We start from the raw sequence: 14,452 nt of genomic DNA, 5'->3' as shown, positions 1-14,452 counted from the left end.
TCCTACTAACGGGACACAAAAAGGGTAGCAAACGCTACCCTTTTGTTTCGGTTTATCGGCCATTAATGGCGTCAATCAGGCTTTTTGCTTCGCGGCGAATATCATCCTCACCGTAAACAATCGCCTCTTCTAGTAGTTTAATCGCCCCTTGAGAATCGTTCATCTCGAGATAGATTTTAGCCAAATCCAGTTTCCCAGCCGCTTCAGCATTGCTATCTACGTCAATATCGCCGATCTCACCGATAACATCTGGAAACTCGTTCAATCCGACATCGAGCTTAAGGTCTTCTTCTTCGAACTCACCACCTTCTCTGTCGACCTGAGCCATCAATTCATCAATCGTCATAAATTGATTTTTCTTCGGGTCGAAGTCATCCAAGTCGCTTTGCTCTGCCCAGTTTTCTTGCGCGATCTCTGGCTGACTTAGTGCATCACTCGAATTCCAAACATCACGCTGGTCCTCAGGCACTTCTTCAGTAGAACTTACGTTATCAGCAGCGGGTTTAAAGCCATCCCAATCATCTCCAACATCAAGCATGGTTTCAAAATCCATACCTGCACTTGCGATGGTGTCACTGTCTAGTTTACCTTCAAATACTTCTGAGTTTGCGTCTTCCGCAAGAAGGTTAGCCATTGATGATTCATCATCCAAATTACTGAGCGGCTCACCCTCTGTCGCTGTTGGCTGCACTTCTGGGTCAGTATCAAAGCCGTTTTGCTGCGCAAATACTTCAAACAAAGCATCATGATCGTTATCGGCTTGAATAGCTGGTCTCGATGTCTCTGCTTCAACCTTAGGGCTCCCTGAAGCACCCTCGTTCATTGACGCGAGAACATCTTCCTCATTGAACTCTGGAAGATCTTGGTCGTCAAAACTTAACTCTTCATCCTCACCGGAGATTGGTTCTATATCTGCAGTCTCAGAGCTCGGTAATTCTGGCTCTTCTTCCATCGACGCCAAGGCATCTTCTTCGCTGAACTCTGGCAAATCGAGCTCATCAAAATTGAACTCTTCTTCGGACTCAGTTGGCAAGTCGGCTTCAACTTGTTCTAGTTCAATGGACTCGGACGTTTCTAACTCCGGCTCATCCACCATAGACGCCAATGCGTCTTCTTCACTAAACTCAGGAAGATCCAGCTCATCAAAATTGAATTCATCTTCTGATTCAGCTGGTAAGTCTGCTTCAACCTGTTCTGGCTCAACGGACTCGGACGTTTCTAACTCCGGCTCATCCGCCATAGACGCCAATGCGTCTTCTTCACTAAACTCAGGAAGATCTAGCTCATCAAAATTGAATTCATCTTCTGATTCAGTTGGCAAGTCGGCTTCAACTTGTTCTGGTTCAACGGACTCGGACGTTTCTAACGCAGGTTCGCCAGCCATAGACGCCAGTGCATCTTCTTCACTGAACTCTGGCAAATCGAGCTCATCAAAATTGAACTCTTCTTCGGACTCAGTTGGCAAGTCGGCTTCAACTTGTTCTGGCTCAACGGACTCGGACGTTTCTAACGTAGGTTCGCCAGCCATAGACGCCAGTGCATCTTCTTCACTGAACTCTGGCAAATCGAGCTCATCAAAATTGAATTCATCTTCTGATTCAGCTGGCAAGTCTGCTTCAACCTGTTCTGGCTCAACGGACTCGGGCGTTTCTAACGCAGGTTCGCCAGCCATGGACGCCAATGCGTCTTCTTCACTAAACTCAGGAAGATCCAGCTCGTCAAAATTGAACTCTTCTTCGGACTCAGCTGGCAAGTCGGCTTCAATTTGTTCTGGTTCAACGGACTCGGACGTTTCTAACGCAGGTTCGCCAGCCATAGATGCTAGAGCATCTTCTTCGCTGAATTCTGGAAGATCTAGCTCATCAAAATTGAATTCTTCTTCTGAATCGTTGGTCGACTCAGTTTCCGGCTCCAATTCAGGCTCATCCAGTAGCCAATCTTCTTCTTGTGGAACACCGAATTCATTTTCTATTGTATTTGGTGTCGGCGTGAAGGCTGGAATGTCTTCCTCTTGCTCAACGTGAGGCTGTACCTCAGCATCGGACTCCACGGATGGTTCTTGTGTTGAATCAGTATCGGTAGCCTCTTGTTGTAGTGATGAAGCTTCCTCTATCTCCGTTTGTGTTTTTTCAACTTGCTGCGGTAAATCGTCTTCACTATCAAATAGAGCGTCAAGTTCAGCAGAAAAATCCGCTTTTTCTTGTTCTGTTGGCAGAAGTTCTTCACTGTCTGACTCAAATAGGTCGTCTAGCTCGCTCATTAAAGGATCATTCTCTGGTGAGAGGTCCTCTAAATCACCAAGAAATTCATCGCTGCTAAATGGCTCTGAGGCAGCCTCTGGCTCGGTTAATGGTTGATCTTCTACAGCTTGTTGCGTGTCTGGCTGGCTTTCACTTAATAAAGCGTCGATGTCCAACCCAGACTCAATGTCCTGATCTTCATGAGTTTGTTCTGACCCAACTACGGGAGATGGCTTTTCGTCGGCGTCTGGCTCACCAAAACCAAGTGATTTCAGTAACTCTTCCTCTTCCGATTTATTCAGCTCTGGGCTCTCGTCCTCTCGAATCAGATCATCAAACGGATCTAAATCAGCTTCAGTCTCTTCATCAAGTTCAGAGGTAACATCATCAATGAGTTCATCCAGTAAGTCTGTGCTATCTGCGTCTAACTCTTCGATCGAGTCATCACCTTCAAAACCAGAGATTGCTTCTAGCTCGTTTAGTGGATCAAACTCGTCTGTGTCATCTTCATCAAAATCAATGAGTTCATCGAGTAGCTCTGTACTGTTTTCATCTAGAACAGGACCTTCATTGGCGTCAGCTTCTCGAACTTCCGATTCACTAGCCGGTTGTTCATACTGGGCCAATAGCTTATCGATATCGTCGTCAGATGCCTCTCCTACACTAAAGTCATCATCCGAAACGGGCTGTTTTAACTCAGGCTCATCAGTATCTAAATCGAAGTCATCGTTGCCAAGTTCAGCAAACAAGTCATCAAGCATATCCTGGTCGACAGTGTCACTTGGTAACTCTTCTGACGGCTCATCGGCTGCAAGTAACTCGGCAAATGCGTCGTCTGAAAGCGAGTCTGATTTCTCATTCACATCATCCGAAAGATCGAAGCCAGACTCATCGTCATCGAGCACTTCTAGTTCTGGAGCAACCTCATCTAAGGCTCGCTCCATTTCTTCTAAACCAAGCGCTTTTTCTTCGCCGTTGACTTGGATACCATTGTTCGATGACTCAAACTCATCCAGACCAACATCTAGGTCACCGTCATCGCCAATATCTGCAAATGGGTCATCGTCCCCTTCCAGATTGAAATCAAGTTCTTCATCGTCGAGGTTAGCAAAGACGTCTTCTTCTAAATCTGACTTCTCTTCTTGTAAAGACTGTGCGTTGATATCTTCATCTGCAAACAATTCATCATCAAGCGTGAGCTCTTCATCCAGCTCATCCGCCGCCGCTAAACCGATTGGCGCCGCAAGAGGATCAACGTTTTGCTGTTCCTGCGCAGCCGCTTCTTCCTCTTTCGCTTTAGAGCGTCGGCCAAGAAGCATAACAACTAGCAACGCAATCAAAGCACCAGGAATTAATGCCGCAAGACCAACAAGCCAACCATTCGACAAAATTTTGTCCATGGTGCTTGGTTGCATGCGTTGTTGTTCAGCAAGGCGCTGGCGTTCTTCAGCAAGCAGCTTCTCGACTTCTGAGCGAATGCGTTCTTCGTCATTCAGCTCGCTTTTCAAAGTTTCGACTTCGCTTTGCACTTCTGACAGCATCAATCGAAGACGATGGTTCTTCTCTTCTAATGACTCTAATTCACTTTGTGAGCCTTGAAGTTTGTCCTTTAGCGCACTGACCTGCTTTTCACCCTGCGGAGAGGTAGTTACTGGTGGCGCAGGGATGACGGGTATTGTTTTCGGAGTTGGTTTTGGCTCCGTTGCTGCCACTGTCTCTGGCTTAGCCGCAGGCTTGGGTTCTACTTTAATTTGTGGCTTTGGTTGCTCGGTGACTCGTTGTGCTGGCGTCGCTCTATTTGTCGGCTTCGGCTGTTTTAACTTAGCTTCATGCGCCTTCATAATCGCAACAGCTTGCGCTGTGGTCGCGCTTTGCACTTGCTCTAGAGAAGGTACTCGTAGCCGACTCCCTGGGATCAATTCATGAATGTTTTGGTTCTCAAACGCTTGAGGGTTAATTCGGTAAATGGCAAGAAGCGTTTGTTGAACGGTAACACCGCGTGAAGGTCGTAATTCTGAAGCGATCGACCATAGTGTTTGATTTTCACCAGTCGGACCAAAGAAACGTGACGGTTGAGTATTCGCAGGAGGAGCAGGTAATGCTCGCTCAATATCTTCAGCATAGCTCGGAGATGATTGCACTTCACCAGACGGTCCAACAAGACGAATTCCTTCGGCTTGAACCACTGATGATGTCTGAGTCGCGATCATCAACACAAGGGCTGCTAACAAACGCTTATAATTTTGACGCATAGAAGGCTCAGTTTTGTGCTAAATACAATTTGAAATGGTGATCGGTTAAATATATCGGATATCGCATGCAAAACTATAGCGTTGAGAATAAAAAATGTGTGGCTCTCGCCATATTCGTACTAATCTCACACTATTTTGTTTCGTTCGTACAAAAAAGCCTCGCACTGTGCGAGGCTTTGAAATGAACTGTAAGCGACTTAGTAGTAATCGCGGATCAGAACTTCTGCGATTTGCACCGCGTTAGTTGCCGCGCCTTTACGCACGTTATCAGCAACAACCCACAGGTTTACGCCGCTATGATGGCTGATATCGTTACGGATACGGCCAACCATTACATGGTCCTTACCGCCCGCATCGCGAACTTGTGTAGGGAAGTCTTCACCGTGGAACACTTCGATACCGTCAGTTTGTTCAAGCAAGTTAACGACTTCTTGTGCATCGATAGGTGAACGAGTCTCAATGTGGAGTGCTTCTGCGTGACCGTAGAATACAGGAACACGTACACACGTTGGATTGACTGTGATTGATGGATCGTTAAAGATCTTCTGTGTTTCCCACACCATTTTCATTTCTTCTTTGGTGTAGCCGTTTTCCATCATTTGATCGATTTGTGGAATACAGTTAAACGCGATCTGTTGAGAGAATTGCTTCTTGTCTGCAGGCAGACCGTTTAGCAGCTTCGCCGTTTGACCTGCTAGCTCATCAATACCCGCTTTTCCTGCACCAGATACCGATTGGTAAGTTGATACGTTAATACGCTCAATGCCCACCGCATCGTGAATTGGTTTTAGTGCCACCAGCATTTGGATGGTTGAACAGTTCGGGTTCGCGATGATGTTACGGTTACGAAACTCTGCAATCGCTTCTGGGTTTACTTCTGGCACAACAAGAGGAATGTCGTACTCGTAACGGAAGTGTGATGTATTGTCGATAACAATCACGCCTTCATCAGCGGCAATTGGAGCCCACTTGGCTGATAGCTCACCACCAGCAGAAAACAGTGCGATATGCGCTTGAGACCAATCGAACTCTTCTACGTTTTGAACGCGTACCGTTTTACCATTGAAGCGGTAAGTCTTGCCTTCGCTGCGCTCACTCGCGAGTAGGAAGATTTCGCCTACTGGGAATTTGCGCTCTTGAAGCACATCCAAAATTGTTTCACCGACCGCACCGGTCGCACCTAAAATGGCAACATTATATTGCTGGCTCATTGACTTACCTCAATCTGAAAACCTAGTTCTGCTAATGGAGCAAGGTTACATGTTTTGTTACCCACTAGCGTGACAGCGCTGTATTCACGGCGATCCCAGTAGTTTTTACGCATCAGGTCAAAAGCGCCTGGCTTACTGATTTCACGGCGGAAAAGAGCGTCATCTCTACGCACATCATAGATTAACTGCGTGATGTTATGCAGTGTTGCTTCGTCCCAAGCTCTGTCCAATACCATAGTAGGAACAGGCGCGGTTGGCAGTAAATCGCTGGCATGCGCACGTAATTCGTTATTTAAGAACTCACAGTAGCTGTTGAAAATCATCGTTGTACCGCGAGCTTTCCCTTCCAAGCCGTAGCCTGCAACGTGAGGGGTTGCGAATGCTAGCAGAGGCAGAAGCTCCATATCAACCTCTGGTTCAAATTCAAATACGTCGAGTGCCGCTGTAAAGCCATCATTTTTCAAAAGACGTTGCTTCAAAGCAGCGTTGTCAACGATGGGACCTCGAGCCGCGTTAATCAAAATTTGATCGCTGCGGAGACCATTTAATACCTTCTCATCAATCAAATGATGCGTTGGGTATGGGCCATCTTTGGTGATTGGCGTATGTAGTGTAATGATGTCTGAGCTTTCAATCAGTTCTGTCAACGGAGTAAAGCTACGAGGATCACCAGCCTCTTGTTTGAATGGGTCATTGATGAGAACTTTAATACCCATGCCTTTCAAACATTTCTCTAGGTAGCTACCTACTTGGCCTGCACCAATAATACCTACCGTCTTGTCAAATACCGAGAAACCTTGTTGCTGAGCGAGCACCATCATCACGCTGAACGCGTATTCCGCTACACCCACTTTGTTACACCCTGGCGCAGCAGTGAAGAAAATGCCTTTCTCTTTTAAGAGTGCTTGGTCAACATGATCCATGCCTGCCGTGGCCGTACCAACAAACTTCAGCTTGTTTGCTTTGCTGATCAGGTCAGCATTCACTTTGGTGACTGAGCGAATCATTAGGGCATCAACATCCACTAAATCATCGGCGGTCAGTGTACGACCTGGTTTTAGAATTACGTTACCGAGTTGGCTGAATAGCTCTTCAGCATACGGCATATTTTCATCAACAATAATTTTCATAGCGCCAGCGTTCTAACATCCATTTGTAAGAGTTCGTTTATTCGCAAGATGCGAAACTAAAGCGATTGTGCCCTTTTCCCGAAAAATCTCAAGATATAACACCAATAAACCTCAAGGAGGTAACTCCTATAGAATCGATTGACGGGAAGCCTAGAGAAAAGCAGAAACAGAGAAAAGAAAAAGCCCGGCTAAATAGCCGGGCAAAGTTCCAGAACAAAAGGATCCTATCCCGCTCTCCATGGGATAGAGTCTGCGTCTGTTCGATCAGTGTGACTGATCAAGCTCTGGAAACTGGATTGTTGGCGTTTACAGTACTCTCGCAAGGCGCCAACAAATTCAGTTAACCTTGGTACTTTTTAATAACCAAAGTTGCGTTTGTGCCGCCAAAGCCAAAGCTGTTTGACATTACGGTCGTTAGCTCTGCATCACGTGCTTCTGTCACGATGTCCAGACCTTGTGCTGCTTCGTCCAAGTTTGAAATATTGATGCTTGGAGCAATGAAGTTTTTGTCTAGCATAAGTGTTGAGTAAATTGCTTCGTGCACGCCCGCTGCGCCGAGTGCGTGGCCAGTCATTGCTTTTGTTGCAGAGATTGCAGGGCTGTTCTCACCAAACAATTGTTGGATAGCACCAAGCTCTTTCACGTCACCAACTGGTGTCGATGTGCCGTGCGTGTTGATGTAATCCACACCATCAACGTCTTGCATCGCCATCTTCATACAACGAATTGCGCCTTCACCTGATGGCGCTACCATGTCGTAGCCATCTGATGTCGCACCGTAACCTACGATTTCACCGTAGATTTTCGCACCACGTGCCAGTGCGTGCTCTAGTTCTTCAATAACCAGCATGCCGCCGCCGCCCGAGATAACAAAACCGTCACGGTCTGCATCGTATGTACGAGATGCTTTGTCTGGCGTGTCATTGTATTTGGTTGACAGTGCGCCCATCGCATCAAACATCATAGTTTGAGACCAATCTAGCTCTTCGCCGCCACCAGCAAAAACAATATCTTGTTTGCCTAGTTGAATAAGCTCCATAGCATGGCCGATACAGTGTGCAGATGTTGCACATGCAGAGCTCATTGAGTAGTTCACGCCACGAATCTTAAATGGCGTAGCAAGACAAGCAGAAACAGTAGAAGACATAGTACGAGGAACCATGTAAGGACCAACTCGCTTTACGCCTTTGGCGCGCATCGTGTCTGTCGCTACCGTTTGATTGTATGCAGAAGCACCGCCAGAACCTGCAACGATACCGGTACGATCGTTTGAAACCTGCTCTTCTGTAAGACCAGCGTCTGCGATTGCCTGCTCCATTGATAGGTATGCATAAGCAGCCGCATCACCCATAAAGCGCATCTGCTTACGGTCGATGTGTTCCGCCGGGTTGATTTTTAGGTCACCCCATACTTGCGAACGAAGACCGTGTTCTTTGAACTGCTCAGATGCAGTGATGCCAGATTTGCCCGCTTTAAGAGACGCTAGAACTTCTTCGACGTTGTTACCGATACTTGAAACAATACCCATACCGGTGATTACGACTCGTTTCATTATGACATTCCTATAATTCAAAAATCCGCTAGATGATAACTAAGATAGTCAACAAAAGTGGTCAGCTTTCCCATAAATTCGTACAATCGCCCCATTCTTACCGCGCCAAATCACAAATTTGCACCATTATGACTTCAATAAAAAACGCAGAACTTGGTTGGAACGAAGCTGGTACTCCGGTTTCAGACCAATTTGATGATGTTTACTTCTCTAACGTAAACGGTCTTGAAGAGACACGCTACGTTTTCTTAAAACAAAATCATCTCCCAGAAAGATGGCAGGAATTTGACCAAAGACGTTTTGTCATTGGTGAAACCGGATTTGGCACGGGATTAAACTTCTTAGCAGTATGCCAGTGGTTTAGTGAGTTTCGTCGTCAGCATCCGGACGCAACATTGAAAGAGCTGCATTTTATTAGCTTTGAAAAATACCCATTAAGCAAAGCCGATTTAAAGAAGGCGCATGAAGCTTGGCCTGAGCTAGCTGAATACGCGGAAAAGTTACAAAAGCACTACCCTGCCGCTGTGCCGGAGTGTCATCGCATTGTTTTAGAAGACGGCGCAATCACACTCGACCTTTGGTTTGGTGACATTAAAGACTGCATGCCGCAAGTCCCATACAACGAACAAGGTTTGATTGATGCTTGGTTCTTAGATGGATTCGCGCCAAGCAAAAACCCAGAGATGTGGAACCAAGGCCTGTTCAACAACATGGCAAAGCTAGCCAAGCAAGATTGTACAGTTGCCACGTTTACCGCAGCAGGCTTTGTACGTCGTGGTTTGAACGAAGCTGGCTTTACAATGAAAAAGGTGAAAGGTTTCGGCACTAAGCGAGAAATGATCGCCGGCTCTATGGAGCAAGGTGAAAAGCAGTCGAACCATCTCCCTTGGTTCAATCGCACAGCATCTAGCAATCTTGATTCGATTGCCATCATTGGTGGTGGTATAGCCAGCGCGGCGTTAGCGAAAACGTTAGTTCGTCGTGGCCAAAACGTCACCCTTTACTGTAAAGACAAACAACCAGCCAAAGGAGCGTCGGGTAATCGTCAAGGGGCCGTGTATCCATTGTTGAACGGTCCCCATACTGGCGTTTCGCGTGTGTTTGCTCCTGCATTTTTGTTCGCACGTCAGTTTGTTGAACAAGCAGCACAAGAGATCGATTTTGATCATGACTGGTGTGGCGTAACTCAGTTGATGTGGGATGACAAATCCACAGACAAACTGGAGAAAATGCTTGCGGGTAACTTCACTCCAGAGCTCATTCAAAAGCTGTCCGCCGAGGAAACTGCGAACACTATCGGGTTACCTATTGATATGGCGTCTGTGCACTACCCAATGGGAGGGTGGCTGTGCCCTGCCGAGTTAACTCGCGGGTTAATTAAACAATTGGAGAAGACGTCGTTACTCTCAACGAAGTTTGAACATCTTGTTGAGGCATTAGATTGGGATGAAAAGCGTCAGCTCTGGCTACTAACGGCGAGTGGTCAAACATTTGAGCACTCAACGGTTGTAATTGCGAACGGCCATGAGTTCCAGACATTGAGTCAAACCGCTTCCCTACCAATGGGACAAGTGAAAGGACAAGTCAGTCATGCGCCAGCAACCGAAACGCTGAGTCAGCTGAAAACGGTGTTGTGTTACGACGGTTACATGACACCTGTTAACCCAAGTAATCAACACTTGTGTATCGGTGCAAGCTACGACCGCAGTCACCTTGACTACGAATTTGATGAAAACGCCCAAAAAGATAATGCGGAAAAGCTAGTGAAATGTGTACCGAATCAAACATGGGCAAAAGAGGTAGATATCACTGGTAATCAATCTCGCCAAGGTATTCGTTGTGTTAGCCGAGATCACTTACCATTTGTCGGAAATGTGGGTGACTTTGAGACGATCAAAACGCAATACGCCAACTTACAAAATCAAAAAGAAGAAGAGGTAGAAACCATTCATCAGTACCCTAACCTATTCTGCTTCTTAGGTTTAGGATCTCGTGGACTGAGCTCTGCACCATTATTAGCTGAAGTGTTGGCCTCCCAGATCTGTGGGGACCCGCTGCCATTACCTGTTGATGTATTGACCGAACTTCACCCAAGTCGAATGTGGGTTCGTAAACTAAGAAAAGGCAAAGCCATTACCGAGCTGTAAGAGTATTCTCTCGTTTTAATTCCCGACACAGACACGTGTCGGGAATCGCTAACTCATTAAGTCGCTCGTACTGAGATTACTTCAGCAGTGCAACTGCCTGTTTCACTTGCTCTGCCACTTCTGGGTTTACAACCTTACCCGATTCCACGTCAAAATTTTCGTAGAAGCTCGGCACAGATAACGATGCCTTTACATCCGCGCCAAAAAATTGAGCAGAACCTGTCGCCGCCGCAAGAACACTTTGTGCACCACCGGGACCAGGGGAAGTTGCTAAATAAACGACAGGTTTGTTTTGAAATACATTACGCTCAATACGCGTCGCCCAATCGAACAAGTTTTTATAGGCCGCTGGGTACGAACCGTTATGCTCTGCGAAGGAAACAACGAGAGCGTCAGCCTCCGCCAAGTCACGTAAAAACGCGACAGCCCCTTCAGCTTGACCTATTTCTTTCTCTTTGTCCTCGCTAAACATTGGCGCTTGATAATCGTTTAAGTCTAGAACATTCACTTGAGCGCCTTCGACTTGATTTGCTGCGTATGTAGCAAGTAGTTTGTTGATTGAGGTAGAGCTGGTAGATGCACCAAATGCGACAATTTTCATGGTTGTAATCCTTTGTTCACGTTTTATGCTGATCAGAATAAAAGTTGAACAGTTTCGCTACAACCACAAAAATTTTATGGAGAGGTTCGAATTTTTCGAAGTAGTAAATGACTAGGATTAAATGAAGGGAGAACGCTGCTTAGGGATTAAGCCTGAGCCTGGAGCTCTTGCCACAAATCACTGACAATTACGCGATCGGCCGGGCTTAACTCGGTACGCGCATTTTCTAAGCTGCTCTCAATGCGTGACTTCAGCTCAGTAATATCGCTAATCCCTTCTTCTTCACAAGACGCCGCGGATAAAGAGATGTGACCACGTAAATAACCACCAGCAAACAATTCATCGTCAGATGCTGTTTCAATTCGAGCATCAATCAGTTCCAGTAGTTTTTCTTCAAATTCAATAATCATGGTGTATCTCTGAGGTTATTAGTGGTTATTTAACGCAAAAGTCCGACGCTTCCAGTGGCTTAGTTTGATAAAATGCGCGCAGGGCATCAGAAAGCATTTTCACTCGCAAAGGCAAGCCAACGTCCAAAATACCTAGCACTTCTTTATGCACTTTTTTCATAAAGCCGAGCCTATCTGGTTCAAAATCGCCGTGTAGATTGTCACAACTCACCGTAAAAGGGAAGCCAGCGCTTTGTGCCAGAATCCATTCATAAGCTTGAGGTCGCACTTCAACTTTCTCAAACTCCGCTTGAACTTCTGCTGTTCGCCCATCGGGTTCATACCAATAACCAAAATCTTCCAGCAAACGACGCTCTGGACCAGCCACACACCAATGCGAGATCTCGTGTAAAGCAGAGGCGTAAAAACCCCGAGCAAAAATAATCCGATGATGAGGGTGTTCATCATCAGCAGGAAGATAAATAGGCTCATCACCACCTAACTCTAATTTCGTATTAAATTGTTCTAAAAAGGTGTCATTAAAAATGGTGATTAAGTCTTGGTATTCGTGGGTCATCGTCGAGTTTGTACTTCAGTTTGACATGCGCTGCATATTGTCGCTGTTTTTAGCTATGAGGTAAAGGCAACCCCACATTTTTGGTTATTAGTTGAATTTATCTGAACATCGCTTTCTCCATACAATTTCTCATTCGTCAGCGTACTTATTTACCACTACACTCTCGCCTTATTTTGATGCCGTTCAAACCGCTATTTTTAAGCCGTTTGATTACAAGCATGTTGCTGGTTTTAATCACTTTTTAAGAGAGATAGAACCGTTTGTAAGTGTTGTTACTTCGCCTACGCTGATTCTCGTAGAACGTAGTGACTTTTTACGTTGAGTGTTTCCCTATGTTGCTAAGTGTGTTGTATATCATTGGTATCACGGCTGAAGCCATGACAGGTGCGTTAAGTGCTGGTAGAAGAAAGATGGACTGGTTTGGTGTTATGTTGGTGGCCAGCGCAACGGCCATTGGTGGTGGCACCGTACGTGACATTCTATTAGGCCACTACCCTCTTGGTTGGGTAAAAAACCCAGAGTTCCTTGCAATTACGTGTGTTGCAGGTGTGCTAACAACAGGTTTAGCGAAATGGGTGATTAAGCTAAAAGGCCTGTTCATTCGCCTCGATGCATTAGGTTTAATCGTGTTTAGTATCATCGGAACAAAAATTGCGATGGGCATGGGCTTGCACCCTGGTATTTGTATGGTTTCAGCGTTAGTAACGGGTGTATTCGGTGGGCTACTTCGCGACTTAATCTGTCGCCAAACACCATTGGTACTGCATGAAGAGCTTTACGCTTCTGTCGCTCTTATCGCATCAGGAATGTACTTAGCGCTATTAGAATTCAATGTTCCCGAAGTCACTGCCACTATTATTACACTGGTTACTGGTTACATGTTGCGTATGGCTGCGGTACGCTTTAAGTGGCGTCTGCCTTCTTTCCATTTGGAAACCGAAGGCTCGATTCATTAAGCAAAAACTACTTAAACAAAAAAGGTTGCCTGATAAAATTGTGCCACCCGCGATTCAGTGAGTGGCATAATTTTATATTCAGTCATCCTGAACAGCGACGAAGGAGCATGATTCAGGATCTATTATCCGAGCACTCTGTTGTCAGAGATGTTTCTTTCTCTTTTCATCGTGCTGAAATTAGATTCCTAGTCTCGCTATAGCTCGTTGGAATGACACAAAGCTCTTAAATCTTCGGTGTTTCAGTTGTTACGCCATGGTTTTGACCACGGTGGCGTAGTAAATGATCCATCACCACAATTGCCAGCATCGCTTCTGCGATAGGCACAGCACGAATACCCACACATGGGTCATGACGACCTTTGGTGATCAACTGAGTTGGTTCACCTTCTTTTGTGATGGTCTCACCCGGCACAGTGATACTTGATGTTGGCTTAAGCGCAATGTTTGCGACAATGTCTTGACCAGTCGAGATACCACCAAGAATGCCACCCGCATGATTACTACCAAAACCTTCAGGAGCAAGCGTATCACGGTGCTGACTGCCTTTTTGGTTTACCACCTCGAAACCGTCTCCGATTTCTACGCCTTTCACCGCGTTGATGCTCATTAGTGCGTGCGCGATGTCTGCATCCAGACGGTCAAATACGGGTTCCCCGAGACCAACAGGCACGTTAGTTGCCACAACCTGGATTTTTGCGCCAATAGAGTCGCCTTCTTTTTTCAGGTCACGGATAAGTTGGTCAAATGCTTCTACTTTGTCAGCATCAGGGCAGAAGAATGCATTGTTCTCGATTTCGCTCCAATCTACCTTGTCGATAGATACATCACCCATTTGTGACAAGTAAGCACGAATCTCAACACCAAACTCATCTTTTAAGTATTTCTTCGCGATTGCACCAGCCGCCACACGCATTGCGGTTTCACGAGCTGAAGAACGGCCGCCACCGCGATAGTCGCGGATGCCGTATTTTTGGTGGTAAGTGTAATCAGCATGACCCGGTCTGAACTTATCTTTGATGTCAGAGTAGTCTTTTGAGCGCTGATCGGTGTTTTCAATTAGCAAACCGATCGATGTGCCCGTGGTTTTGCCTTCAAAAACGCCAGAAAGAATTTTAACTTCATCCGGTTCACGACGTTGTGTGGTGTAACGTGATGTGCCTGGACGACGGCGGTCGAGATCGATTTGTAGATCTGCTTCTGTAATTTCCAACCCCGGAGGACATCCGTCTACGATACATCCCAGTGCGATACCGTGACTTTCCCCGAATGTCGTCACTCGGAAATGTTGTCCGATACTGTTTCCTGCCATTACTTCCTCAAGTTTTTATCGCCACGCTCTCTCAAAACAGAGCATAGCTGCTTTCCAATTCTTCGTGGATTCATAGTGGCTTTATTAC

At 46.1% G+C, this 14,452-nt stretch carries 10 protein-coding genes; 2 read left to right on the top strand and 8 right to left on the bottom strand.

Translation table 11 applies throughout. The features are described from left to right. Positions 1-52: 52 nt before the first annotated feature. The 4 genes from R7Q11_RS11700 to fabB all read right to left on the bottom strand — a co-directional run bounded on the left by R7Q11_RS11700 (position 53) and on the right by fabB (position 8,385). Positions 53-4,492, bottom strand: coding sequence for a FimV/HubP family polar landmark protein (locus R7Q11_RS11700; RefSeq protein ID WP_225466455.1), 4,440 nt, complete (start codon positions 4,490-4,492; stop codon positions 53-55). 197 nt (positions 4,493-4,689) lie between these two features. Then, positions 4,690-5,703: an aspartate-semialdehyde dehydrogenase gene (locus tag R7Q11_RS11695; RefSeq protein WP_005380562.1), complete on the bottom strand. Its 1,014-nt coding sequence runs from the start codon at positions 5,701-5,703 to the stop codon at positions 4,690-4,692. After that, positions 5,700-6,833 carry a 4-phosphoerythronate dehydrogenase gene (locus R7Q11_RS11690; RefSeq protein ID WP_005380560.1) on the bottom strand — a complete coding sequence of 378 codons (1,134 nt, stop codon included), beginning with the start codon at positions 6,831-6,833 and terminating at the stop codon, positions 5,700-5,702. The genes R7Q11_RS11695 and R7Q11_RS11690 overlap by 4 nt, the downstream gene beginning before the upstream one ends. 340 nt (positions 6,834-7,173) lie before the next feature. Beyond that, positions 7,174-8,385 (bottom strand): beta-ketoacyl-ACP synthase I, encoded by a 1,212-nt coding sequence (gene fabB, locus R7Q11_RS11685; protein ID WP_005380557.1) that lies wholly within the window; start codon positions 8,383-8,385, stop codon positions 7,174-7,176. Positions 8,386-8,513: 128 nt separating this feature from the next. Between fabB and mnmC the strand changes: the two genes are divergently transcribed. Further along, on the top strand, positions 8,514-10,532 hold the full coding sequence (mnmC, locus tag R7Q11_RS11680) for a bifunctional tRNA (5-methylaminomethyl-2-thiouridine)(34)-methyltransferase MnmD/FAD-dependent 5-carboxymethylaminomethyl-2-thiouridine(34) oxidoreductase MnmC (RefSeq protein ID WP_225466454.1): 2,019 nt from the start codon (positions 8,514-8,516) through the stop codon (positions 10,530-10,532). A 76-nt stretch (positions 10,533-10,608) separates the two neighbouring features. On the opposite strand, the gene R7Q11_RS11675 is transcribed toward mnmC, so the two are convergent. From R7Q11_RS11675 to R7Q11_RS11665, 3 genes are all read right to left on the bottom strand, one after another. After that, positions 10,609-11,133, bottom strand: a complete 525-nt coding sequence (locus R7Q11_RS11675) for an NADPH-dependent FMN reductase (RefSeq protein WP_005380552.1) — start codon at positions 11,131-11,133, stop codon at positions 10,609-10,611. 146 nt (positions 11,134-11,279) lie between these two features. Next, positions 11,280-11,543: a YfcL family protein gene (locus R7Q11_RS11670; protein WP_017635933.1), complete on the bottom strand. Its 264-nt coding sequence runs from the start codon at positions 11,541-11,543 to the stop codon at positions 11,280-11,282. Between the two features lie 25 nt (positions 11,544-11,568). Beyond that, positions 11,569-12,099, bottom strand: a complete 531-nt coding sequence (locus tag R7Q11_RS11665; protein WP_005380546.1) for an elongation factor P hydroxylase — start codon at positions 12,097-12,099, stop codon at positions 11,569-11,571. A gap of 332 nt (positions 12,100-12,431) precedes the next feature. Here R7Q11_RS11665 and R7Q11_RS11660 point away from each other — a divergent pair, with 332 nt between their 5' ends. Beyond that, a complete protein-coding gene (locus R7Q11_RS11660; protein ID WP_065274738.1) occupies positions 12,432-13,055 on the top strand; it encodes a trimeric intracellular cation channel family protein in 624 nt (207 codons plus the stop codon). Positions 13,056-13,278: 223 nt separating this feature from the next. Here R7Q11_RS11660 and aroC read toward each other — a convergent pair whose 3' ends face one another. Beyond that, positions 13,279-14,364: a chorismate synthase gene (gene aroC, locus R7Q11_RS11655; RefSeq protein ID WP_033907375.1), complete on the bottom strand. Its 1,086-nt coding sequence runs from the start codon at positions 14,362-14,364 to the stop codon at positions 13,279-13,281. Positions 14,365-14,452: the final 88 nt, after the last annotated feature.

It is taken from the genome of Vibrio sp. 970 (genome assembly GCF_033339075.1).
This window is presented reverse-complemented; position numbering and strand designations above follow the sequence as displayed.

What these genes read in the sequence shown, in the direction of transcription:
- R7Q11_RS11700 (WP_225466455.1), bottom strand. Translation starts at nt 4,492, where the DNA reads ATGCGTCAAAATTATAAGCGTTTGTTAGCAGCCCTTGTGTTGATGATC.
- R7Q11_RS11695 (WP_005380562.1), bottom strand. Translation starts at nt 5,703, where the DNA reads ATGAGCCAGCAATATAATGTTGCCATTTTAGGTGCGACCGGTGCGGTC.
- R7Q11_RS11690 (WP_005380560.1), bottom strand. Translation starts at nt 6,833, where the DNA reads ATGAAAATTATTGTTGATGAAAATATGCCGTATGCTGAAGAGCTATTC.
- fabB (WP_005380557.1), bottom strand. Translation starts at nt 8,385, where the DNA reads ATGAAACGAGTCGTAATCACCGGTATGGGTATTGTTTCAAGTATCGGT.
- mnmC (WP_225466454.1), top strand. Translation starts at nt 8,514, where the DNA reads ATGACTTCAATAAAAAACGCAGAACTTGGTTGGAACGAAGCTGGTACT.
- R7Q11_RS11675 (WP_005380552.1), bottom strand. Translation starts at nt 11,133, where the DNA reads ATGAAAATTGTCGCATTTGGTGCATCTACCAGCTCTACCTCAATCAAC.
- R7Q11_RS11670 (WP_017635933.1), bottom strand. Translation starts at nt 11,543, where the DNA reads ATGATTATTGAATTTGAAGAAAAACTACTGGAACTGATTGATGCTCGA.
- R7Q11_RS11665 (WP_005380546.1), bottom strand. Translation starts at nt 12,099, where the DNA reads ATGACCCACGAATACCAAGACTTAATCACCATTTTTAATGACACCTTT.
- R7Q11_RS11660 (WP_065274738.1), top strand. Translation starts at nt 12,432, where the DNA reads ATGTTGCTAAGTGTGTTGTATATCATTGGTATCACGGCTGAAGCCATG.
- aroC (WP_033907375.1), bottom strand. Translation starts at nt 14,364, where the DNA reads ATGGCAGGAAACAGTATCGGACAACATTTCCGAGTGACGACATTCGGG.